Source organism: Streptomyces sp. XY431 (genome assembly GCF_001279805.1).
Classification (GTDB): domain Bacteria; phylum Actinomycetota; class Actinomycetes; order Streptomycetales; family Streptomycetaceae; genus Kitasatospora; species Kitasatospora purpeofusca.
In genome coordinates this window covers 12879-34792 of sequence record NZ_LGDO01000520.1, presented here as the reverse complement: position 1 = coordinate 34792, position 21914 = coordinate 12879, and the positions used below count along the sequence as shown (strand labels likewise).

The window sequence follows — 21914 nt, the reverse complement described above, 5'->3', positions numbered from 1 at the left end:
CCCCCCCCCGCCCCCCCCCCCCCCCCCCCCCCCCCCCCCCCCCGGGGCCCCCCCCCCCCCCCCCGGCCCCGCCCCCCGCCTCACCGTGGCCGTCACCGGCGCCGCCGGCATGCTCGGCTCGCGCCTCGCCGAACGCCTCACCGCCGACGGCCACCACGTGCGCGGCATCGACCTGCGCCCCGGCCCGGGCGTCGTGGTGGTCGGCGACATCCGCGACCGCACCGCCCTCGACCGCGCCCTGCACGGCGCCGACATCCTGGTCCACGCCGCCGCCGCGCTCCCCAGCTACCCGGACGAGCAGATCCGCTCCATCATCGTCGACGGCACCCGCGCCGTCTTCGCCGCCGCCCGCGCCGCCGGCACCCCCCGCGTGGTGCACATCTCCTCCACCGCCGTCTACGGCCTGCCCCGCCAGGTCCCCACTCCCGAGACCCACCCCCGCGAACCCGTCGACACCTACAGCCGCGCCAAGGCCGCCGCCGAGGAGATCGCCGAACGCCACCGCGCCGACGGCCTGTGCGTCCCGATCCTGCGGCCCAAGACCTTCGTCGGCCCCGGCCGGATGGGCCTGTTCGCGATGCTCTTCGAATGGGCCGAGGAGGGCCGCAACTTCCCCGTGCTCGGCCGGGGCGACGTCCGCACCCAGATGTTCGGCATCGACGACCTGGTGGACGCGGTGGTCACCGTCCTGCACGCCCCCGACCACCTCGCCAATGACACCTACAACCTCGCCGCCGCCGAATTCGGCACCCTGCGCGAGGACTTCCAGGCCGTCCTGGACGCCGCCGGCCACGGCAAGCGCGTCGTCGGCCTGCCCGCCCGGCCCGCCCTCGCCGTCCTCGACACCCTGCAGCGCGCCCGCCTCTCACCCGTCTACGGACGCCTGCTGCACAAGCTCACCGCCGACTCCTACGTCTCCATCGACAAGGCCCGCGACCGGCTCGGCTTCGCCCCCCGGCTCTCCAACCGCGACGCCATCCTGCGCACCTACGACTGGTGGCGCACCGCCCGGCACGAGACCCCGGCCGCCCCGCGCACCGGCGGCCCCGACGCGGGCCGCACCAGCCGCGACCCGTGGAGCCAGGGACTGCTGTCCGCCGTGAAGATCTTCTTCTGAGGAGCGCTCCGCCATGACCTCCCTGAGCGAACAGAGCTCGCAGCACGAGACGGGCCGACCCGCAGGGCCGCCCGAGCCCGCCCGCCGCACCGCCGGGCCCTCCCGCCTGCCCGCACCGCTCGCCCTGCTCCGGCCCGGCCAGTGGCCCAAGAACATCCTGGTCGTCCCGCTGCCCCTGCTCGGCGCCGACCTCGCCTGGGACATGACCGCCCGGATCGCCGTCGCCGTCGGCGCCTTCGTCCTCGCCTCCTCGCTCGTCTACGTCGTCAACGACCTCGCCGACGTCGAACGCGACCGCCGCCACCCCGTCAAACGCCACCGGCCGCTCGCCTCCGGACGGGTCGCCCCACGCACCGCCGTCGGCCTCGCCCTGCTCCTCGCCGCCCTGCTCGTCCCCGTCCTGGCCGTCGCCGGACCGGGCGTCGCCGCACCCGTCCTGCTCTACCTCGGCGTCAACGCCGCCTACAGCTGGCGGCTCAAACACCTCCCGCTGCTGGACGTCTTCGTCGTCGCCACCGGCTTCGTGCTCCGCCTGCTCGGCGGCTACGGGGCCAGCGGCCGCCCGCTCTCCGCCTGGCTGGTCCTTACCGTGCTCACCCTCTGCCTGGTCCTCATCGTCGGCAAACGGCGCCACGAACTCGGCGTCGCCGGCAGCGGCCACCGCCCCGCACTGGTCGGCTACTCCGCGCACTTCCTCGACCTGGTGCTGGTGCTCTGCTCCGGACTCACCGTCGTCGGCTACCTGCTCTACCTGCGCACCGAGTCCGGCTACGAGACCGGCGCCCTGCTCACCGCCCCACTGGCCCTGTTCGCCCTGTTCCGCTACCTGCAGATCGTCGTCGTGCACGCCGAGGGCGGGAACCCCGTGCACACCCTGCTGCGCGACCGGGCCATGCTGGCCACCGCCGCGCTCTGGGCCGCCCTCCTGCTCACCTTCCAACTCACCTGACATACACCACCGTTGACCCCCGGACTTTCCGAACGAGGAGCCATGCCCACCACACCGCTCGTCTCGGTGGTCGTGCCGATGTACAACGACAGCCGCACCGTCGACCTCTGCCTCGGCTCCGTCCTCGCCCAGAGCCACCCCGTGCACGAGGTGATCGTCGTCGACGACGCCAGCACCGACGACTCCGCCGCGCTCGCCGCCGCCCACCCCGTCACCCTGATCCGCGCCGAACGCAACGGCGGCCCCGGCGCCACCCGCAACCTCGGCGTCGAACACGCCACCGGCGACATCGTCTTCTTCCTCGACGCCGACCTCGCGATGCACCCCGACGCCGTCGCCGAAGCCGTCGCGGTCTTCGCCGAACACCCCGAGTACGGTGCCGTGTTCGGAGTCCCCGACAAGGAACCGCTGTTCCCCGAGGGCCCCGTCGGCCAGTACCGCATCCTCCAGTACCACTACTGGCGCAAGAGCGCCGAAGGACTGGTCAGCGGCGGCTTCTACGCCCTCGGCGCCGTCCGCCGCACCGCCTTCCTGGAAGCCGGACCGTTCAACCCGGCACTGCGCCAGACCGAGGAGATCGACCACGCCGAACGGCTCGCCGCCCGCCACCCCATGCTGCTCACCTCGCGCGTCCGCGGCCGGCTCTCCGACGAGAACCGGATCCGCCCGCTGCTGCGCAAGGCCTTCGTGCGCAGCCGGCTGCGGGTGCCGTTCTACCTCGACCGCGGACGCGCGATGCAGGGCATGGAAACCCCCGGCCGGGCCCTCGCCTCGGTGCTCGCCGCGCTCACCCTGCTGAGCCTGCCCCTGATCGCCTGGCAGCCGGCGGCCGCGCTCGCCACCGCTCTGCTGCTCACCGCCTTCGTCCTCACCGACCTCGGGCAGTACCGCTTCGTCCGCCAGGAGCGCGGCTACCGCTTCCTGGTCTTCTTCACCCTCTGCCACCTCCTGCTGAACGCCGTCGTCACCGCCGGACTCGCCGCCGGGGTCGGCCGGTTCGCGGTCAGCCGGGAGTTCCGCCGGATGTACCGGCAGGACGGGGCGCCCGCCGGCGGGCCGGACGGCGAACCGGCCCCGGAACCCACCCGGGCCCGCCGGACCGCCCGCCGGCTGCGCACCTGGTACGGCCGCGCCCTGGTCGGCCTCACCGGGGCCTGGCTGCTCTACGCCTTCTTCCGCTGGTCGGTCAGCGGACGCTGGCACTGGGCGATCCTGTTCGACGCCGTCCCGCCGGTGCTCCTCGTCGCCGTGCCGCTGTTCCTGCTGCTCGCCGCCGCGGGCGCCTGCGGCCCGCGCCGCACCTGGGCGCTCGGACTCGCCCTGCCGCCGCTGCTGCTCGGCCTCACCACCGGCTCCGGCCTCAACTGGCCCGCCCTGTGGCACGGCGAACGGACGGTGCCGCCCGGAGCCCTGCACGTGGTCTCCTTCAACACCCAGTACTGGGCCGCGTCCACCGGAGTCGACCGGCTCTACAGCCTGATTCACCGTCAGAACGCCGATGTGTACCTGTTCCAGGAACACGTGGTCTGGCAGCCCGGCCTCGGCGAGGACGGCTACCGGCGGCTCGACGACGACGCCCGGCTCGCCGCCGAGTTCCCCGGCTACCACATCGCCCGCACCGGCGAACTGCTCACCGTCTCCCGCTACCCGATCGTCGACCAGCGCTCCGTCGGCACCGGCGCCGCCCTCGGGGCCGACGCCTCCTTCAGTCGGATCTTCGCCCGCGACAAGGTGATGCGCACCGACCTCCAGGTCGGCGCCACCGTGCTCAGCGTCTACAACGTGCATGTCACCGTGCCGCTGGCACCCGACCTCGACCCGTTCTCGGGCTTCGACTTCGACTCCTACTTCAAGCGCAAGTTCGCCTGGCGCCAGGAGGAGATCCGCGGCCTGGAGACCGAGCTCAAGGGCAACCCCAACCGCACCCTGGTCGCCGGCGACTTCAACGCCAGCCCCGCGATGCGCGACCTGGACCGGATCCGCTCGCTCGCGGACGACGCGATTCGCGCCAACAATGACTTCCTGCCGCTGAGTTGGAAGTTCTCGGCACCGGCCGGATTCGACTGGGACAGCGCGGTCAACCGCCCCTACCCGCTCTGGCGGCTGGACTGGAGCTTCACCCGGGGCCCGGTGAAGGTCCACCGCTACGACTTCCGGTCCGCCGAAGGCATCTCCGAACACCGGCTGCAGGACCTCTGGCTCTCGCTCTGAACCCCCCGAAAGGACACGACATGGTGCTCAAGGATCTGCGGACCGCCGTCCGCACCGCCTCCGGCGTCGAACTGCTGGAGCGCCTGCCCGCGCTGCGCCGGCCGGTGGACTGGCTCGGCGAGCGGCCGGTGCTGCACGGCCTCACCCTGTGGGCGTTCGGGCTGCGCAAGCCGCTGTTCTGGGACCACGTGGTCACCCCCGAGCCGCGCGCCGAACTCACCGAGGTGCGGGACCTGTTGGAGAAGAACCGCGAGCGCTACGCGGAACGCCTCGCCGGCTTCCTGGAGTTGGGCGACTCGCTGAGCGGCATCCCGCTGCGGGGCACCGCGGCCGGCTCCACCCCCTACTGGAACAACGGCTGGCTGCCGCCGCTGGACGCGCTGTCCCTGTACGGGTTCCTGGCGGAGCTGCGGCCCGCCCGCTACCTGGAGATCGGCTCCGGCAACTCCACCAAGTTCGCCCGCCGGGCGGTCGAGGACCTCGGGCTGGGCACCCGGATCACCTCGATCGACCCGGCCCCGCGCGCCACCGTCGACCGGCTCTGCGACGAGGTGGTCCGCACCCCGCTCCAGCACGCCGACCTCGCGGTGTTCCGCGAGCTGGAGCCGGGCGACATCGTCTTCTTCGACGGGTCGCACCGGCTCCACATGGGCTCGGACGTGGCGGTGTTCTTCTTCGAGGTGCTGCCGGTGCTCAAGCCCGGGGTGATCGTCCACGTGCACGACATCATGCTCCCGGCGGACTACCCGACCTCCTGGCGCTGGCGGCACTACTCCGAGCAGTACCTGCTGGCCGCACTGCTGACGGCCGCGCCGGGACGGTTCGACGTCGAGCTGCCGGACGCCTTCGTGCACGCCGACCCGGAGCTGCGGCGGATCGCCGAGCCGCTGTGGCGCCGGCTCGGGGTCACCGAGCACTACGAGCCGGGGTCGTTCTGGTGGCGCCACACCGGCTGAGCCCGACCCGGGCGGGTGGCTCGGGGGACCGGGAGCGGCCGGCCCCGGGCGGGCGGGGCCGAGCGGCGGCCCGGTCGGCCCAGAGGGCTCAGGACGCCGGGCAGGCGCCGTTGAGGATGTCCTGCTCCAGCGTCCGCAGCTCCGGTCCCGGCTCCAGCCCCAGCTCCTCGACGAGCTGGGTGCGCAGGGTGCGGTAGACGCCGAGCGCCTCCACCGTCCGCCCGGAGCGGTGCAGGGCCTGCATCAGCAGGGCGTGCAGGTGCTCGCGGAACGGGTGCGCGGAGACCAGTTCGAGCAGCTCGCCGACCAGGTCCCCGGGCCGGCCGAGGGCCAGCTCCAGGCGCACCCGCTCCTCGACCGCGCGCAGCCGGTTCTCCTCCAGCCGACGGGCCCAGGACTCCAGCGCCGGGCAGTCCAGGCCCGCCATGGCCGGCCCGGTCCACCGGGCGAGGGCCTGCCGCAGGACGGCGGCCGCCTCGGGGAGGTGGCCGGTGGCGGCCCGCAGCCGGGCGCGGGCGACCTCCTCGTTGAACAGCGTGGCGTCCAGCTCGCCCGGCCCGAGCCGGAGCCGGTAGCCGTTCGGATGGGTCTCGATCACCGGTGGCGCGCCCGCGTCGGCGAACGCGCGGCGCAGCTGGGAGACGCAGATCCGGATCTGCGTCCGGGCGCTGGCCGGTGGCGCCGCGCCCCACAGGTTGTCCACCAGCCGGTCCAGCGGGACGACCCAGTTGGGTGTCAGGGCGAGGGTCGCCAGCACGAGTTGGCTGCGTCGCCCCCCGAGTGGTACCGGCCTTCCGTCGACGTCGACCTGGAGTGGTCCCAGGATATGCACCAGCACAATATGGCCCCCGTTCGTCGCTCTCACCTGCGCCGAAATGGCGCCGCGGAAGCGGAGAAGACTCCGCCGTCCGGGCGCCGGATGGCAGCATGGTATAGACCTTTGAGGGTGTCAAGGGCACTTCAAGGCCGTCGGATGGCCGGATCGGACCCGGTCCGCGCGCCCGCCTCCGGCGGCCCGAGAACCCTTCGGACTGACGAACCGTCAGGAACTGTCGCTCAGCGCGTAGGTGCGGAAGGTGGCGAGCAGGGGCAGCACATCGGTCTTGCTCGGCTCCTCGGTGACGGCCCGCATGGCGTCGATCACCGCGTGCGCGATCACCTTGACCACGCCGAGGTCGTCCCCGGCCGTCTCGCCCCAGGCGCGCAGGGTCCGGGTGAGCAGGGCGCTCATCCGGGCACCGATGTTGGAACTCACCGCGTCGGTGAGTTCGGCGAGTTCCTCGTCGGTCATGCTCGACCGCAGGCCGAAGGCCAGCGCCATCAGCGTGTCGACGGCGTGCTCGCCGTAGCGCGCGACCAGCGCGGCGAGCGGCTGCTCGGTCGGCCCCCCGGCGGCCAGCGCGGCCAGGGCCTCGTCGTCGTCCTTCCAAGCCGCTTCGAGCGCGGCCAGGGCCCGCAGGGCCTCGTCCACCATCAGGCCATCCGTCATGCGGAGAACCGTATTGAGCGTCCGGGGACCGGGGGCGGGGTCGGGCCGGGATCTCACCCGATCGAGCGAAAACGGTGCGGTTCCGCCACCGGGGGCGCAGGGGGCGTGGCGGTGCGGGCCCGGCCGCCTCCGGGCCCTCGGATCAGCCGGCCCCGTGCTCGGCGGTGAAGGCGGCGGCGTCCCAGTCGCCGTGCAGCGCGGGCGCGAGCGCGGCGACCGCGAGCGCGGTGAAGTCCGCCGCCCGGCCCGCGTGTTCGGGCAGTGCGCCGAGCAGCGGCGCACCGGCGGCCGCCCGCGGCAGGTCGGTGAGGTTGCAGCGGTCGGCGAGCCCGGGGGAGTCCGGCCAGGCGCCGACCACCACGCCGAGCAGCGGCAGACCGCGCGCGGCCAGCGCCTCGGCCGTGAGCGCGGTGGTGTTCAGCGTGCCGAGACCGGCCGTCGCCACCAGCAGCACCTCGGCGGGCAGGCCGAGTCCACGCACCGCGCGCGCCTGGTCGGCGAGCGTGCGGCCCTGCTCGTCGTAGCGGACCAGCAGCCCGCCGGCGCCCTCGACCAGCACCAGGTCGTGCCGCTCGGCCAGGGCCGCGACCTCCTTCGCCACGTCCTCGGCCGGCAGGCACGGCAAGCCGGACCGGCGGGCCGCCGTGTCGGGCGCCAAGGGCTCGGGGTAGCGGGCGAGTTCGCGCAGCGTGAGGGCGTCCGGGGTCGGCGCCGCGGGCCCGGCCAGCCGGCGGACCTCCTCGGCGTCGCCCGGCTCGCCGGGGGCGACCCCGGTCTGGCCGGGCTTGAGCACCGCGACCCGCAGACCGGCCCGCAGGGCGCTCGCCGTGACGGCCGCCGTGGTGACGGTCTTGCCGACCTCGGTGCCGGTCCCGGTCACGAAGACGACGCGTCCGCCCGTGGTGCCGTCGGTGTCCCTGCCCGCGTCCCCGCTCATGTCCCCGTCCGTGTCCATGTTCCCGATCCCGATCCCGATCCGGTCCGTCGTGGTGTCGGCCACTGCGCTCACCCGGCGGCGGCCGCCGCCGTGACGGCCCGGGCGATCCGCGCCACGTCCTCGTCACCGGTGATGTACGGCGGCATGGTGTAGACGAGGTCCCGGAACGGGCGCAGCCAGACGCCCTCCCGGGCGGCGGCCTCGGTCGCCGCCGCCATGTCCACCGGGTGGTCCAGCTGCACGACGCCGATCGCGCCGAGCACCCGGACGTCCTTGACGCCCGGCAGCGCGGCGGCGTCCGCCAGGCCCGTGCTCAGCCCGGTACTGATCCGCTTGACCTCGGTCGCCCAGTCCTGCCCGAGCAGCAGGTCGATCGAGGCGTTGGCGACCGCCGCCGCCAGCGGGTTGCCCATGAACGTCGGCCCGTGGGCCAGCACCGGCACCGTGCCGCGGCTGATGCCGTCCGCGATCTCCGCCGTGCACAGGGTGGCCGCCATGGTGAGGTAGCCGCCGGTGAGCGACTTGCCGAGGCACATCACGTCCGGGGCGACACCCGCGTGGTCGGCGGCGAACAGCTCGCCGCTGCGGCCGAAGCCGGTGGCGATCTCGTCGAAGACCAGCAGCACCCCGTGCCGGTCGCACAGTTCGCGCAGCATCCGGAGGTAGGCGGGGGAGTGGAAGCGCATCCCGCCGGCGCCCTGCACCACCGGTTCCACGATCACCGCCGCCAGCTCGCCCGCGTGGCGCTCCACCAGCTCCTCGAAGGCCCGGGCGTAGGCGTCGTCGAGCGGGGCGTCGAAGCCGGCCGGCGGCTCGGCGGCGAACAGCTGGTGGGGCAGCACCCCGCCCCACAGCTGGTGCATGCCGCCCTCCGGGTCGCACACCGACATCGGGTGGAAGGTGTCCCCGTGGTAGCCGCCGCGCCAGGTGAGCAGCCGCCGCTTCTCGGGCCGGCCCACGGACTGCCAGTACTGCAGGCACATCTTCATCGCGACCTCGACGGCCACCGAGCCCGAGTCGGCGAGGAACACGTGCCGCAGCGGCTCCGGGGTGATCTCCACCAGGGTGGCCGCCAGCCGGACGGCGGGCTCGTGGGTGAGCCCGCCGAACATGACGTGGCTCATCCGCCCCAGCTGCCCGCGTACCGCCTCGTCCAGCACCGGGTGCCCGTACCCGTGGATCGCCGCCCACCAGGACGACATGCCGTCCACCAGCTCGCGCCGCCCGCCCGCGACCGGCGCGGCCAGCCGCAGCCGGACGCCGGAGGCGGACTCCACCACGTACGGGGTGGCGGTGCCGGGCATCGGCCCGTACGGGTGCCAGACGTGCGCCCGGTCGAGCGCGATCAGGGTGTCGGTGGACAACTGGGTCATGGGGAGAGGACTTTCCGAGGGATGCGGTCGGGTCCGGTGCGGTCCGGTCCGGTGCGGTCCGGTGCGGGCCGGTCCGGACCGGGACAGGGGGTCAGGCGTTGGGCGCCAGCTCGGTGCCGGCGCCGCGGCGCCGGACCCGCACCAGGTCGGTGCGCACCTCGTCGGCGGCCGTGCCGGCGGCCTGCTCGGTGGCCGGCACGGCGGTCTCGCCGGCGGTCGCCGCCGGCACCGCGTGCCCGTGGCCGCCGCAGGGGCCGCAGCCGCCGCCCGTGCCGCAGCCGCCGACAGCGGCGTCCGCGCCCTCGCCGGGCACCGCGGCCGTGCCGCAGCCGCCGGCCGCCGCCGCGATGTCCGCCCGGTGCCGGGGCAGGGTGCTCTCGCCCATGCCCTCGACCTCGAAGCCGGCGTCCGCGATCATGTCGAGGTCGGTCTGCCCGGCCTGGCCCTCGCTGGTCAGGTAGTCGCCCAGGAAGATGGAGTTGGCGAGGTGCAGGCCCAGCGGCTGCATGCTGCGCAGGTGCACCTCGCGGCCGCCGGCGATCCGCACCTCGGTGTCCGGGTTCACGAACCGCACCATGGCGAGGATCCGCAGGCAGCGCTGCGGCGAGAGGTTCCACTCCTTCGCCAGCGGCGTGCCCTCGAACGGGATCAGGAAGTTCACCGGCACCGAGTCGGAGCCCAGCTCGCGCAGCGCGAAGACCACGTCCACCAGGTCCTCGTCGCTCTCGCCCATGCCCGCGATCAGGCCCGAGCAGGCCGACAGGCCGGCGCCGTGCGCCTTCTGCACGGTGTCCACCCGGTCCGCGTAGGTGTGGGTGGTGGCGATGTCGCCGTAGGTGCCCTCGGAGGTGTTCAGGTTGTGGTTGTAGGCGTCGACACCGGCCGCCTTCAGCCGCTCCGCCTGGTTGTCGGAGAGCAGGCCGAGGCAGGCGCAGATCTCCACCGCCGGGTCGGCCTCCTTGATGGCCGCGACGGTGTCGGTCACCCGGTCGATGTCACGGTCCGTCGGGCCGCGGCCGCTCGCCACCAGGCAGACCCGCTTGGCGCCGCCCGACACGCCGGCCTTCGCCGCCTCGGCGGCCTGGCCCGGCTTGAGCCAGGTGTACTTCAGGATCTCGGCCTTGGAGCCCAGCCGCTGCGAACAGTAGGAGCAGTCCTCCGGGCACAGCCCGCTCTTCAGGTTCACCAGGTAGTTGAGCTTGACCCGGCGGCCGAACCACCGCCGGCGCACCCGCCCGGCGGCCGCGACCACGTCGAGCAGCTCGTCGTCGGTGGTGGCGAGGACGGCGAGCGCCTCCTCGCGGGTGGGGGTCTCCCCACGCAGGCCCTTGGCGGTGAGGGTATCGAGCAGATCCATGGGCCTGATCCTGCCTGCTGGGCCGCGACGGACGCCAGAGGAAACCCACCAGAAGATCCCGGGGAGGATGTGCGAGTTGTCACAGTGTCGAAGCTCACGGTAGTGGCGCCGGTCACGTCGCAGGCGAGGACCCCCGGCGGGCCTCCCGCAGGCCCTTCCACCGGCCCTCTCGCAGGCCCTTCCGCAGCCCTTCCCGACGGCCCTCCCGCAGCGCTTCCCGGCACCCCGGCCGCCGCTCCGCCCCCGTGATCTCCACCACTCGTGACCTGCATACAATCGGCCGCATGACCACGCAGGGGGAGCGCGCCCCGTCATCGGCAGAATCACCGGCGGAGCGGCCGGCGTACGACGTGTCCGAACGGCCGGACGGGGCGTACCGGCCCAGACGCGTGACCGCCCGACGGGTCGTCGGCTGGATCACCGTCGTCGGCGTGGTCGCGGCCGGCGGATGGATCGTCACCCGCCCCACGCCCGGCGACTACATACCCGGGCTGGGCCCCTCCAGCAAGGAGGCGTCCAAGACCCCGCCGATCGTCGGCGACCCGCCGCAGCGCACGCTCGTCGACCCCGAGGCCCTCGACGTCGAGGCCTACTTCCCCGCCCAGCGGATCGTGGAGTCCGGCTCCTACAAGGGCAAGCGCTCCGGCGTGCGGCGCGGCGACAACTGCACCGAGGTGCTCCAGGACCGCACCCTGGACCTGCTGCGCGAGGCCGGCTGCAAGGGCTACCTCGCGGTCAGCTTCTCCGCCCAGGACAGGCCGGTGCTGAGCAGCGTCACCCTGCTGCGCTTCACCGACGCCCCGACCGCGGCCCGCGCCGCCGAGGCGCTGCGCGCCAAGTCCGGGACGGTCGCCTTCATCCTCCCGGACGCCTCCGCCGCGCCCGCGCTGCCGGCCGGCCTGGCCCGGCCCGCCATCGAGCCGCGGGTCGAACTCGTCGGCCACTACGTGACGGTGGCCAGTTCGCGGCCCGCCGAGATGTACCCCGGCGGCGGGGCCGCCGCCCCCGCGGCCGCCCCCTCCGTGCCCGGTACCGGAACCGCCTCGCCCACCGTCGGTGCGCCCGTCCCCCCGGCGAGTCCGCTGCCGGTTCCCTCGGCGAGCACCGCCGGCCTCGACCAGCTGCTCGACGAGGCCACCCGGGCCGTCTCGCACAGCGCGGGCGCGCCGTTCGTCTGGATGTAGGAGCACGGACCGAACGGGGGAGGGGCGGGCCGCGGCCCGCCCCTCCCCCCGATTCCCCGTCCGGTCACCGCTGCTGACTGACCGTCAGCCGATGCCGGTGTCGGCGACGGTCAGCCGCCCAGCCGGTCCACGGCGGTGACCCGCAGCACCGCGCGGCCCTCCTCGTCCGAGCCGAAGAGGTCGACCTCGGCGCTGATGCCCCAGTCGTGGTCGCCCTCCGGGTCGTCGAAGATCTGCCGCACCCGCCAGGCCGAGTCCTCCTGCTCGATGATCAGCATCTTCGGGCCGCGCGCGTTCGGACCGGTGCTCAGGTCGTCGTACTCGTCCCAGTACCCGTCCATGGCGTCCGCCCAGCGGTCCGCGTCCCAGCCGTACTCGCCGTCCAGCGCGGCCAGCTCGTCGTAGTGCTCCAGCGCGCACAGCTCGACCCGGCGGAACATCTCGTTGCGCACCAGCACCCGGAACGCCCGCGCGTTCGCCGTCACCGGCGCCGGCTTGTCGTCCAGCACCACCTCGGCCGTCTGCGGCCCGGTCGGGTTGGCCAGCTGCTCCCACTCGTCCAGCAGGCTGGAGTCGACCTGGCGGACCAGCTCGCCCAGCCAGGCGATGATGTCCTTGAGGTCGTCGGTCTTCACGTCCTCGGGGACGGTCTGCTCCAGCGCCTTGAACGCGCCGGCCAGGTAGCGCAGCACGATGCCCTCGGTGCGGGCCAGCTCGTAGAAGCCGACGTAGTCCGAGAAGGTCATCGCCCGCTCGTAGAGGTCCCGCACCACCGACTTCGGCTGGAGCTGGTGGTCGCCGATCCACGGGTGCGCCCGCTGGTACACCTCGTAGGCGTGGGTGAGCAGCTCCTCCAGCGGCTTCGGGTAGGTGATCTCCTGGAGCCGCTCCATCCGCTCCTCGTACTCGATGCCGTCGCGCTTCATCTCGCCGACGGCCTCGCCGCGCGCCTTGTTCTGCTGCGAGGCGAGGATCTGCCGCGGGTCGTCGAGGGTCGCCTCGACCACCGACACCACGTCCATCGCGAAGGACGGCGAGGTCGGGTCGAGCAGCTCGAAGGCGGCCAGGGCGAAGGTGGACAGCGGCTGGTTGAGCGCGAAGTTCTCCTGGAGGTCCAGGGTGAGGCGCACGATCCGGCCCTCGGCGTCCGGCTCCGGCAGCCGCTCCACCACGCCGCCCTCCAGCAGCGAGCGGTAGATGGCGATCGCGGTGCGGATGTGCCGGCGCTGCGCGGCCCGGTCCTCGTGGTTGTCGGTGAGCAGCTTGCGCATCGCCTCGAAGGCGTTGCCCGGCCGCGCGATCACCGACAGCAGCATGGCGTGGGTGACCTTGAACCGGGAGACCAGCGGCTCCGGGTCGGCGCCGATCAGCTTCTGGAAGGTCTCCTCGGACCAGCCGACGAAGCCCTCCGGCGCCTTCTTGCGGACGATCTTCCGCTTCTTCTTGGGGTCGTCGCCCGCCTTGGCGACGGCCTTGTCGTTCTCGATGACGTGCTCGGGCGCCTGCGCCACCACCTGGCCCACCGTGTCGAACCCGGCCCGTCCGGCCCGTCCGGCGATCTGGTGGAACTCCCGGGCGCGCAGGATCCGCACCCGCTGCCCGTCGTACTTCGACAGCGCCGTGAACAGCACCGTGCGGATCGGCACATTGACGCCCACGCCGAGCGTGTCCGTCCCGCAGATCACCTTCAGCAGACCCGCCTGGGCGAGCCGCTCGACCAGCCGCCGGTACTTCGGGAGCATGCCCGCATGGTGCACACCGATCCCGTGCCGGACGAAACGCGACAGATTGCGGCCGAACTTGGTGGTGAACCGGAAATTCCCGATCAGCTCGGCGATGGCGTCCTTCTCCGCCTTCGAGCACATGTTGATGCTCATCAGCGACTGCGCGCGGTCCACCGCCTCCTTCTGGGTGAAGTGCACGACATACACCGGCGCCTGGCCGGTCTGCAGCAGCTCCTCCAGCGTGTCGTGCATGGTGGTGCGGCGGTACTCGTAGAACAGCGGCACCGGACGCGTCGTGTTGCGCACCACCGTCGTCGGCCGGCCGGTGCGCCGGGTGAGGTCCTCCTCGAACCGCCGCACGTCGCCCAGCGTCGCCGACATCAGCAGGAACTGCGCCTGCGGCAGCTCCAGCAGCGGGATCTGCCAGGCCCAGCCGCGGTCCGGCTCCGCGTAGAAGTGGAACTCGTCCATGACCACCTGGCCGACATCGGCCCGGGTGCCGTCGCGCAGCGCGATCTGCGCCAGCACCTCCGCCGTGCAGCAGATGATCGGCGCCGTCGGGTTCACCGAGGCGTCACCCGTCATCATGCCGACCTGCTCGGTCCCGAACATCTTCACCAGGTCGAAGAACTTCTCCGACACCAGCGCCTTGATCGGCGCCGTGTAGAACGTCCGCTTCCCCTCCGCGAGCGCCGCGAAGTGCGCACCCGCCGCCACCAGGCTCTTCCCCGAGCCCGTCGGCGTCGCCAGGATCACGTTGTTCCCCGACACCAGCTCGATCAGCGCCTCCTCCTGAGCCGGGTACAGCGAGATCCCGCGCTCCTCCGCCCAGGCGGCGAACGTCTCGTACAGCGCGTCGGGCGTGGCGGGCTTCGGCATCAGATCAAGGAGGGTCACCGCCCCATCTTGCCTGCTCGCCGCCACCCCCGGCAAAGCCCGGGGGCACCACCGGGCGGGCCGGCCGACCGCGCGGGCCGCGCCCGACCCCCGCCGGACGTGTGCCACGGCGCACATTGCCCGGGTCGCGTGGGGCGTGCCAGAGTGCCGGGCATGGTCAATCGCACCGCGCCCGAACCGCGCACCCTCGCTCCCGGCGCCGTCTTCGACTGGCTCGACGAGACCGCGGAGCAGCGGGCCCGGGCCGGACTCACCCGGACGCTGCGCAGCCGGTCCGCCGACGACCCGGTGCTCGACCTCGCGGGGAACGACTACCTCGGGCTGACCCGCCACCCCGCCGTCACCGGGGCCGCCGCCGATGCCGCGCTGCGCTGGGGCGCCGGGGCCACCGGTTCCCGGCTGGTGACCGGGACCACCGCGCTGCACACCGAGCTGGAGCAGGAGCTCGCCGACTTCTGCGGGGCCGAGGCCGCCCTCGTCTTCTCCTCCGGCTACACCGCCAACCTGGCCGCGCTCACCGCGCTCACCGACCCGGACACCCTCATCGTGTCCGACGCCTACAACCACGCCTCGCTGATCGACGGCTGCCGGCTCGCCCGGGCGGACGTCCACCGGGCCCCGCACAGCGACCCGGGCGCCGTCGCCGGGATCCTCGCCGAGCGCGAGCGGCCCCGGGCGCTGGTGGTCACCGACTCGGTCTTCTCGGTCGACGGCAACGCCGCCCCGCTCGCCGAACTCGCCGCCGCCACCCGGAGGTTCGGCGCCGCACTGCTCGTCGACGACGCGCACGGCCTGGGCGTCCTCGGCCCCGGCGGCAGCGGTGCCCCGGCCGCCGCCGGTCTCGCCGGCGCACCCGACCTGGTCACCACCGTCACCCTGTCGAAGTCGCTCGGCTCCCAGGGCGGCGCCGTGCTCGGCCCCCGCCGGGTGATCCGCCACCTCACCGAGACCGCCCGCACCTTCATCTTCGACACCGGCCTCGCCCCCGCCGCCGCCGGCGCCGCCCTCGGCGCACTGCGGCTGCTGCGCGCCGAACCCCACCGCGCCGAGCGCGCCCGGGAGGTGGCCCGCACCCTGGCCGCCCGCCTCACCGCCGCCGGCCTGCACGCCTCCACCCCCGACGCGGCCGTGGTGTCCGTCCGCGCCCCGGGCCCCGAGGCCGCCGTCGGCTGGGCCGCCGACTGCCGCCGGGCCGGTCTCGCCGTCGGCTGCTTCCGCCCCCCGTCCGTCCCGGACGGCATCTCCCGGCTGCGGCTGACCGCGCGCGGCGACCTGACGGACGAGCAGATCGCCGAGGCCGTCCGCGTCATCGCCGCCACCGCGCCGGAGGGTGCCCGCGCCACCGGGTGACGCTTGTGCCCGGGGCGCCTCGGCCCCGGCAAGTGGCTTTCGGCAAAAGGCTGCTGACGGTCCGTCGGGCTGCCATCATGGGTCCTTCGGACGACCGGTGACCGGGGCGGGGGCCATGAGCGAGCAGCTTGTCACGGCCCTGCTGTCCGGGCTCGTCGCCCTGGTGGTCGCCTCCGTCGGGGCGGCCCTGACCCTCGCGCAGCAGCGGCGGGAACGGGCCCGGTGGCTGACCGACCTCAAGTCCGGCTGGGCGCTGGATCTCCACAAGGCCCGGCTGGAGTCCTACCCGGAGGCCTTCCGCATCCTGGGCGAACTGTCGCACGCCTCGGGTTCCCCGCTCACCCCCGAGGCGGCGGGGCGGGTGGCGGCGGCACTCAACGGCTGGTTCTACGGGCCGGGCGGCATGTGCGCGACCGCCATCGCCCGGGGCGCCGTCCTCGGCCTGCGGCACTGCTGCCGGCACTGGGCCCGGGACGGCGGCCGTCGCCCCGAGGAGCTCTACGGGTGGCGTGACCTCGCGGTCGCGGCCCTCCGCCGGGACCTCGACCTTCCCGGCCTGGAGTCGTACGACTTCCAGCCGGGTTCCACGATCCTGGCCGACCTCCGGCGCGAGCTGAAGGACGCGGAGAACCACCGCCTGCGGCCCTCGGCGGGCGGAGCACAGGGGATCGCCGGGCGTCCCGGACCGTCCGCCCGGCGAGGTCCGTCCGCCCGCTGACGGCAGCGCGATTGCAGCGCCGCCACAGCCCCGCTACAGCCCCGCGAGCTCCCGCAGGAACGCCGTGCCGGCGTCCTCGTGGCCGGCGCTCCCGCGGCCCGCGGCGACGCGCGGGGCGGCGATCAGGACGGCCGCCGCCCGGCACCAGGCGAGGACGCGACCGGCGTCCGCGCCCGCGACCAGGGCGGTCAGTTCGGCGATCCGGGCGGACAACGCCCCCGGATCGGCCACACCGTCGAGAGCCCAGTCGACCAGGTCGAAGTCCGGGTCGCCCAGGCAGGCGCGCGGGTCGATCGCCACCGGCCCGGCCGGGCCGAGCAGCACGTTCGACGGATGCAGGTCGCCGTGGACCAGCCCGACCGGGCCGCCGTCACCGGTCAGCTCGCGGACCAGGGCCCGGGCGTCCGCCGTCGACACCCCGGGGGCCCGCCGCTCGGTGAGGTCGAACAGGAAGTCCAGCCGCTCCGCCAGGGACGGCAGGGCGGTACGGGGCGGCGCGGGCACCGAGCGCATCGCGGCCAGCATCCCGGCCACCTCCGCAGGCCGCCAACCGCGCTCGCGCAGCGTCGTCCCCGGCCGCACGTCCGCCAGCAGCAGCGCCCCGGACCCGGCGTCCTCCGCCAGCAGCCCCACCACCGACGGCACTGCCCGCCACGCGGTCAGCGCCACCGCCTCCTGCCGGGCCACCTCGGCGTCCGGCGTCAGCTTGAGCCACACCGCCGCACCGTCGGTGAGCCGCTCGCAGCGGAAGACCCGCGACGTGCCGCCCCCGCCGGCCGCCCGCACCGCCAGCCCCCAGCGCCCGGCCAGCCCGTCCACCAGCCGTGGCAGTCGCGCGCACCACTCCCGGGCACCCGGCCCGAAGCGGGTCACCAGCCGGGCCCGCACCTCCTCGGGAACGGTCGCGAGAGCCGTCACGTCGCCAGGGTCGGCCGTCACGGCCGCCCCACCACCAGCAGCGTCTCCGCGCCCACCGGCCGGTAGCCGGCGGCCTGGAACGCCCGCACGCTCGTCGCGTTGCCCGGCGCCTGCTGGGACCAGACCAGACCGCCGTCCGGGACGAGGTGCCGGGCCGCCAGCGCCAGGGCCCGCCCCAGGCCCCGGCCGCGGGCCGCCGGACCGACCTCGATCGCACACTCCCAGCGCCCGGCGACACCGCGCCCCAGCACCAGGACCCCGCTCCCGTCCTCGGTCTCGAACACCCGCACGTCCTCGCGGTAGCGCAGCGCGCGCACCACCCGGGGGTGCTCCAGGTCGGCGACCGGGGCGAGCGGCACCGGCGGCTCGCCGGGCAGGCGGTCGGCCACCGTCAGGAGGTCGATGTTGCCGTTCTCCCGGCCGGTGCGGCGGGCGAACGCGGTCAGGAACGGCGGGCACAGCGGCGCGGCCAGCGGGTCGCTCGGCGTGGCCGCCAGCGTCGCCCGCACCCAGTCCGGGTCCTCGTCGGTGAACACCACCGCGTGCGCGGAGAAGGACAGCACCCCCGCCTCGCGCGGCGACGGCTGCGGCACCACCGTCACCGAACCGTCCGACGGCGGGAACACCCCGGCCCCCGCGTCCGCCAGAATCTCCCGCAGCCCCCGTGCAGCCATCGTTTCCCGCCCCTTGGTGATCTTCGTGGGCGATCAGCCTACGTGATCACGTCAGGTCTTCTTCCGTGCCCTGCTCGGCTGCACCCGGGTCGGCTCGCCCGCCGCCTTCGGATGGTCCGGCGGATACGGCAGCTCGCCGTGCGCACCGTCCGCGACCTGCCGCTCGTACAGCTCCAGCAGCGCCTCCAGCCGGAACGCCTCACCCTGCATCCCCGCGTGCGGATCGCCCACCTCCGCGAACCGGGCCGGCACCGTCCGCAGGTCGAAGTCCTCCGGCAGCGCGTCGTCCAGTTCCTCCCACAGCAGCGGCGTCGACGCCGTCGCCCGGGGCCGGGCCCGCAGCGAATAGGCGGAGGCGATCGTCCGGTCCCGCGCCATCTGGTTGTAGTCGACGAAGATCCGCTCCCCGCGCTCCTCCTTCCACCACGCCGTGGTCACCCGCCCCGGCAGTCGCCGCTCCAGCTCCCGGCCCAGTGCGATCACCGCGTGCCGCCCGTCGGTGAACGTCCACTCCGGCACCAGCGGCACGTACACGTGCACCCCGCGCCCGCCCGAGGTCTTCGGCCACCCCCGCAGCCCGTGCTCCTCCAGGACGGCCCGCAGCTCGTGCGCGACCCGCACCGAGTCCCGGAAGTCCGTGCCCGGCTGCGGGTCCAGGTCGATCCGCAGCTCGTCCACGTGGTCGGTGTCCGAGCGGCGCACCGGCCATGGATGGAAGGTCAGACAGCCGAGGTTCGCCGCCCACAGCACCGCCGCCGGCTCGGTCGGACAGATCTCGTCCGCCGAGCGCCCGCTCGGGAAGGCGATCCGCGCGGTCGGCAGCCAGTCGGGCAGGCCCTTCGGTGCCCGCTTCTGGTAGAAGAACTCGCCCTCCACCCCGTCCGGGAACCGCTGCAGCGTGGTCGGCCGGTCCCGCAGCCCGCGCAGCACCCCGTCCGCGACCGCCAGGTAGTACTCGGCGACGTCCAGCTTGGTGAAGCCGCGCTCCGGGAAGTACACCTTGTCGGGGTTCGACAGCCGGACGGTGCGCCCGGCGACATCCAGTTCCACGGCAGAGCCCATGCCACTCACGCTAAGCGCGCGCCGCCCGCCGCGCCTGTCCTGACCTGGGCGGCCGTGGCGGCGGTGGCGGCCGTGGCGACCCGGGGGGCCGTGGTGCCCGCGCGCCGGGCCCGCGCGCCGCTGGCCCCGCGTGCCGCCGCGCGTCCGGACCGCGACGGCGCGAGGATCGGAAGCATGGACCTGCCCGTGATGCCGCCCGTCGCCCCGATGCTCGCCAAGTCCGTCGCCAAGATCCCGCCCGGCATGCAGTACGAGGCCAAATGGGACGGCTTCCGCGCCATCGTCTTCCGCGACGGCGACGAGATCGAGATCGGCAGCCGCACCGGCAAACCCCTCACCCGCTACTTCCCCGAACTCGTCACGGCCCTGCGCCGCGAAACACCCCCGCGCTGCGTCCTCGACGGCGAAGTGGTCATCGCCCGCGACGGCCGGCTGCGGTTCGAGGAACTCCTCGAACGCATCCACCCCGCCGCCAGCCGGGTCGAACTGCTCGCCGAACGCACCCCCGCCTCCTTAGTCGCCTTCGACCTGCTCGCCCTCGGCGACGAGTCCCTGCTCGACCAGCCGCTCGCGGCCCGCCGCGCCGCCCTCGAAACGGCCCTCGCCGACGCCGCCGACCCCGTCTTCACCGCCCCCGCCGCGACCGACCGCGACCTCGCCGAAACCTGGTTCGCCCAGTACGAGGGCGCCGGACTGGACGGCATCGTCGCCAAACCGCTCGACCAGCCCTACCGGCCCGGCGAACGTGCCATGTACAAGATCAAGCACGAGCGCACCGCCGACTGCGTGGTCGCCGGCTACCGCGAGCACAAGAGCGGACCCGTCGTCGGCTCCCTGCTGCTCGGGATCAACGACGCCGAGGGCCGCCTCCAGCACGTCGGCGTCTGCGCCGCCTTCACCATGGCCCGCCGCCACGAACTCGCCGAGGAACTCGCGCCGTTGCGCACCACCGACCTCGCCGGCCACCCCTGGGGGGCCTGGGCCGACGAGGCCGCCCACGCCGACGCCAGACTCCCCGGGGCACAGAGCCGCTGGACCGGGAAGAAGGACCTCTCCTGGGTGCCGCTGCGCCCCGAACGCGTCGTCGAGGTCGCCTACGACCACATGGAGGGCACCCGCTTCCGGCACACCGCGCAGTTCCGCCGCTGGCGCCCGGACCGCACGCCGGAGAGCTGCACCTACGAGCAGTTGGAGGAGCCGGTCTCCTACGACCTGGCGCAGGTGCTCGGAGGCTGACCGCCGCCCCGAGCACCCGCGCCGTCCCGCCCGGCCGCGCGGACCCGGTCCCGTGGGACCCGCTCACGCGCGTCCGGTCATGCGCGTCCGGTCATGCGGGCCCGGTCACGCCGCCGACGGCACCGGCGGCGTCACCGAGGTCGACACCGACGCGTCGCCCGTCGCCGAAGGCTCGTCCCCGCTCGCCGGGGCCGACGGCAGGTCGTAGACGTTCCCGGGCGAGACGACCTCCGTGATCGCCTTCGCGAACAGCGTCGACGGCGCCGAACCCTTGTAGGTGATGTCGGTGTTCAGCAGCACCACCAACGAGGCCTGCGCGGACGGCAGATACACCGCCACCGTCTGGTACCCCGGCAGCGAGCCGTTGTGCCCGATCCACCCGTGGTTGTAGAACACCCCCAGCCCGTACCAGGAGTCCGGCACCGCCGAGGGCTGCGGCTGGAGCCGCTGCGCCTGCGTCTGCGGGGTCAGCAGCGTGCCGGTGGCCAGCACCTTGGCCCACTTCTTCATGTCCGCCTGGTCCGAGATCATCGCCCCCGCCGCCCAACCCCAGGACGGGTTCCAGTCGGTGGCGTCCGCGATCGTCCCGTCCGCCGTCTGGTTGGTGTAGCCGCGGGCGTGCGGCTGCGGGAACGCGTTCGTCGTCGGGAACACCGTCCGGCCCAGGTCCGCAGGGTCGAACACCTCCTTCTTCAGGAAGTCCCCGAGCGGCCGCCCGCCCAGCTTCTCGATCACCTTCCCGATCAGCACCGTATTGGTGTTGGAGTAGTCGAACCCCGTCCCCGGCGCGAAGTTCACCGGGTGCTTGAACGCGTAAGCGAGCAACTGGTCCGGCGTGAACGAGCGTTGCGGATCCGCCTGGAGCGCCGCCACGAAGTCCTCGTCCTGGGTGTACGAGAACAGGCCGCTGCGCATGTCGGCCAGCTGGCGCAGGGTGATCGTGTCACCGTTCGGCACGCCCGACACGTACTTGCCGATCGGGTCGTCCAGCCCCGCCTTGCCCTGGTCCACCAGCCGCAGCAGACCGGTGACGGTGAAGGTCTTCGTCTCGCTGCCGATCCTCATGTTGAGCCCGGTCACCATCGCCGTGCCCGAGACCTTGTCGGAGACGCCGAAAGCCTTCAGGTACTCGCCCTGCGGCGTCGACAGGTTGACGATCACCCCCGGCACCGAGGCCTCCGTCAGCACCCGCTGCACCGCGGTGTCCAGCCGGGCCGTCACGTCCGGCGTCAGCGGCAGCGAGGTCGGGCCCGCCGAGGTGCCCGAGGGCGCGGTGGGGGTGGTCGGCGAGGGGCTGAGCAGGGTCGCGCTCGCGCTCGGGCCCGAAGCCGAGGCCGAGGGGCTGAGCGCCGCCGGGACGGCCGTCACCGCCCCGGCCGCCGGCGAGCCGCTGGACGCGCCGCCCGAACACCCGGCGGAGGCCAGCAGCCCGGCCAGCGCCAGCGCAACTGCAGCCGGGGCGGGCCGGGCCGCGGCCGCGCGGGCCGCACCCGGGCGGCGTGGGGTCGTGGCTCGGGCCGTCGTCACACTCTTCGGCACGCGGTCGCGCTTCGGCACGCGGTCGCGGTCGCGGTCGTGATTCGTCATCGTCGAGGCGCCTCTCTGGGCCGGACGGACCCGGAGCACCGCTCCACGGGCCCGCAAGGGGGAGCGATCGCCACCGTATGCGCCGGTCACCGCCAGCGCGCGCCCTGCGGCCGCCCGCTGGCCCGAACGGACCCACCCGTCAGCCACCCGGCCCGGCCCCGGTCGCGCCACCACC

General features: G+C 74.2%; 18 protein-coding genes. 8 read left to right on the top strand and 10 right to left on the bottom strand.

The window, feature by feature from the left end; genetic code table 11:
• The first annotated feature begins 85 nt into the window (after positions 1–85).
• From ADK60_RS39690 to ADK60_RS39675, 4 genes are read left to right on the top strand one after another with little or no spacing between them, the layout of a single operon-like run.
• Complete coding sequence (locus ADK60_RS39690; RefSeq protein WP_286185331.1) at positions 86–1117, top strand: NAD-dependent epimerase/dehydratase family protein; 1032 nt, start codon at positions 86–88, stop codon at positions 1115–1117.
• A 13-nt stretch (positions 1118–1130) separates the two neighbouring features.
• Positions 1131–2066 (top strand): UbiA prenyltransferase family protein, encoded by a 936-nt coding sequence (locus ADK60_RS39685; RefSeq protein ID WP_045939882.1) that lies wholly within the window; start codon positions 1131–1133, stop codon positions 2064–2066.
• Between the two features lie 42 nt (positions 2067–2108).
• Positions 2109–4277 (top strand): glycosyltransferase, encoded by a 2169-nt coding sequence (locus ADK60_RS44260; RefSeq protein ID WP_107094834.1) that lies wholly within the window; start codon positions 2109–2111, stop codon positions 4275–4277.
• A 20-nt stretch (positions 4278–4297) separates the two neighbouring features.
• Positions 4298–5233 carry a class I SAM-dependent methyltransferase gene (locus ADK60_RS39675; RefSeq protein ID WP_053651794.1) on the top strand — a complete coding sequence of 312 codons (936 nt, stop codon included), beginning with the start codon at positions 4298–4300 and terminating at the stop codon, positions 5231–5233.
• Positions 5234–5321: 88 nt separating this feature from the next.
• Here ADK60_RS39675 and ADK60_RS39670 read toward each other — a convergent pair whose 3' ends face one another.
• The 5 genes from ADK60_RS39670 to bioB form a co-directional block, all read right to left on the bottom strand.
• The gene (locus ADK60_RS39670) at positions 5322–5990 is read right to left on the bottom strand and encodes an AfsR/SARP family transcriptional regulator (RefSeq protein WP_053651792.1); all 669 of its coding nucleotides are present in this window, start codon (positions 5988–5990) and stop codon (positions 5322–5324) included.
• A 285-nt stretch (positions 5991–6275) separates the two neighbouring features.
• Positions 6276–6722: a hypothetical protein gene (locus ADK60_RS39665; protein ID WP_063764289.1), complete on the bottom strand. Its 447-nt coding sequence runs from the start codon at positions 6720–6722 to the stop codon at positions 6276–6278.
• Positions 6723–6864: 142 nt separating this feature from the next.
• Positions 6865–7659 carry a dethiobiotin synthase gene (gene bioD, locus ADK60_RS39660; RefSeq protein ID WP_045939893.1) on the bottom strand — a complete coding sequence of 265 codons (795 nt, stop codon included), beginning with the start codon at positions 7657–7659 and terminating at the stop codon, positions 6865–6867.
• 68 nt (positions 7660–7727) lie between these two features.
• The gene (locus ADK60_RS39655; protein ID WP_053651790.1) at positions 7728–9032 is read right to left on the bottom strand and encodes an adenosylmethionine--8-amino-7-oxononanoate transaminase; all 1305 of its coding nucleotides are present in this window, start codon (positions 9030–9032) and stop codon (positions 7728–7730) included.
• Between the two features lie 91 nt (positions 9033–9123).
• Entirely contained in the window at positions 9124–10389 is a 1266-nt protein-coding gene (gene bioB / locus ADK60_RS39650) for a biotin synthase BioB (protein WP_053651788.1), read from the bottom strand.
• 284 nt (positions 10390–10673) lie between these two features.
• Between bioB and ADK60_RS39645 the strand changes: the two genes are divergently transcribed.
• The gene (locus ADK60_RS39645; RefSeq protein WP_159400766.1) at positions 10674–11573 is read left to right on the top strand and encodes a hypothetical protein; all 900 of its coding nucleotides are present in this window, start codon (positions 10674–10676) and stop codon (positions 11571–11573) included.
• Between the two features lie 110 nt (positions 11574–11683).
• On the opposite strand, the gene ADK60_RS39640 is transcribed toward ADK60_RS39645, so the two are convergent.
• Entirely contained in the window at positions 11684–14176 is a 2493-nt protein-coding gene (locus tag ADK60_RS39640) for a DEAD/DEAH box helicase (RefSeq protein ID WP_199839865.1), read from the bottom strand.
• Between the two features lie 171 nt (positions 14177–14347).
• Here ADK60_RS39640 and ADK60_RS39635 point away from each other — a divergent pair, with 171 nt between their 5' ends.
• Both ADK60_RS39635 and ADK60_RS39630 read left to right on the top strand, forming a co-directional pair.
• Entirely contained in the window at positions 14348–15544 is a 1197-nt protein-coding gene (locus ADK60_RS39635; RefSeq protein WP_053651783.1) for an 8-amino-7-oxononanoate synthase, read from the top strand.
• 115 nt (positions 15545–15659) lie between these two features.
• Positions 15660–16262: a hypothetical protein gene (locus ADK60_RS39630; RefSeq protein WP_053651781.1), complete on the top strand. Its 603-nt coding sequence runs from the start codon at positions 15660–15662 to the stop codon at positions 16260–16262.
• A 33-nt stretch (positions 16263–16295) separates the two neighbouring features.
• Here ADK60_RS39630 and ADK60_RS39625 read toward each other — a convergent pair whose 3' ends face one another.
• From ADK60_RS39625 to ligD, 3 genes are read right to left on the bottom strand one after another with little or no spacing between them, the layout of a single operon-like run.
• Positions 16296–17180, bottom strand: a complete 885-nt coding sequence (locus ADK60_RS39625; RefSeq protein ID WP_053651800.1) for an aminoglycoside phosphotransferase family protein — start codon at positions 17178–17180, stop codon at positions 16296–16298.
• A gap of 17 nt (positions 17181–17197) precedes the next feature.
• Positions 17198–17854 carry a GNAT family N-acetyltransferase gene (locus ADK60_RS39620; protein WP_053651779.1) on the bottom strand — a complete coding sequence of 219 codons (657 nt, stop codon included), beginning with the start codon at positions 17852–17854 and terminating at the stop codon, positions 17198–17200.
• Positions 17855–17905: 51 nt separating this feature from the next.
• Entirely contained in the window at positions 17906–18904 is a 999-nt protein-coding gene (ligD, locus tag ADK60_RS39615) for a non-homologous end-joining DNA ligase (protein WP_053651798.1), read from the bottom strand.
• Positions 18905–19090: 186 nt separating this feature from the next.
• Here ligD and ADK60_RS39610 point away from each other — a divergent pair, with 186 nt between their 5' ends.
• On the top strand, positions 19091–20152 hold the full coding sequence (locus ADK60_RS39610) for an ATP-dependent DNA ligase (protein WP_053651796.1): 1062 nt from the start codon (positions 19091–19093) through the stop codon (positions 20150–20152).
• Positions 20153–20257: 105 nt separating this feature from the next.
• Here the strand turns inward: ADK60_RS39610 and ADK60_RS39605 are convergent, their stop codons facing one another.
• Positions 20258–21739, bottom strand: coding sequence for a serine hydrolase domain-containing protein (locus tag ADK60_RS39605; RefSeq protein WP_079009077.1), 1482 nt, complete (start codon positions 21737–21739; stop codon positions 20258–20260).
• Positions 21740–21914: the final 175 nt, after the last annotated feature.

Bases quoted from the DNA above. Each gene is read 5' to 3' on its own strand.
- ADK60_RS39685 (WP_045939882.1), top strand. From the start codon at position 1,131: ATGACCTCCCTGAGCGAACAGAGCTCGCAGCACGAGACGGGCCGACCC.
- ADK60_RS44260 (WP_107094834.1), top strand. From the start codon at position 2,109: ATGCCCACCACACCGCTCGTCTCGGTGGTCGTGCCGATGTACAACGAC.
- ADK60_RS39675 (WP_053651794.1), top strand. From the start codon at position 4,298: ATGGTGCTCAAGGATCTGCGGACCGCCGTCCGCACCGCCTCCGGCGTC.
- ADK60_RS39665 (WP_063764289.1), bottom strand. From the start codon at position 6,722: ATGACGGATGGCCTGATGGTGGACGAGGCCCTGCGGGCCCTGGCCGCG.
- bioD (WP_045939893.1), bottom strand. From the start codon at position 7,659: ATGAGCGGGGACGCGGGCAGGGACACCGACGGCACCACGGGCGGACGC.
- ADK60_RS39655 (WP_053651790.1), bottom strand. From the start codon at position 9,032: ATGACCCAGTTGTCCACCGACACCCTGATCGCGCTCGACCGGGCGCAC.
- bioB (WP_053651788.1), bottom strand. From the start codon at position 10,389: ATGGATCTGCTCGATACCCTCACCGCCAAGGGCCTGCGTGGGGAGACC.
- ADK60_RS39645 (WP_159400766.1), top strand. From the start codon at position 10,674: ATGACCACGCAGGGGGAGCGCGCCCCGTCATCGGCAGAATCACCGGCG.
- ADK60_RS39640 (WP_199839865.1), bottom strand. From the start codon at position 14,176: ATGCCGAAGCCCGCCACGCCCGACGCGCTGTACGAGACGTTCGCCGCC.
- ADK60_RS39635 (WP_053651783.1), top strand. From the start codon at position 14,348: ATGGTCAATCGCACCGCGCCCGAACCGCGCACCCTCGCTCCCGGCGCC.
- ADK60_RS39630 (WP_053651781.1), top strand. From the start codon at position 15,660: ATGAGCGAGCAGCTTGTCACGGCCCTGCTGTCCGGGCTCGTCGCCCTG.
- ADK60_RS39620 (WP_053651779.1), bottom strand. From the start codon at position 17,854: ATGGCTGCACGGGGGCTGCGGGAGATTCTGGCGGACGCGGGGGCCGGG.
- ADK60_RS39610 (WP_053651796.1), top strand. From the start codon at position 19,091: ATGGACCTGCCCGTGATGCCGCCCGTCGCCCCGATGCTCGCCAAGTCC.
- ADK60_RS39605 (WP_079009077.1), bottom strand. From the start codon at position 21,739: ATGACGAATCACGACCGCGACCGCGACCGCGTGCCGAAGCGCGACCGC.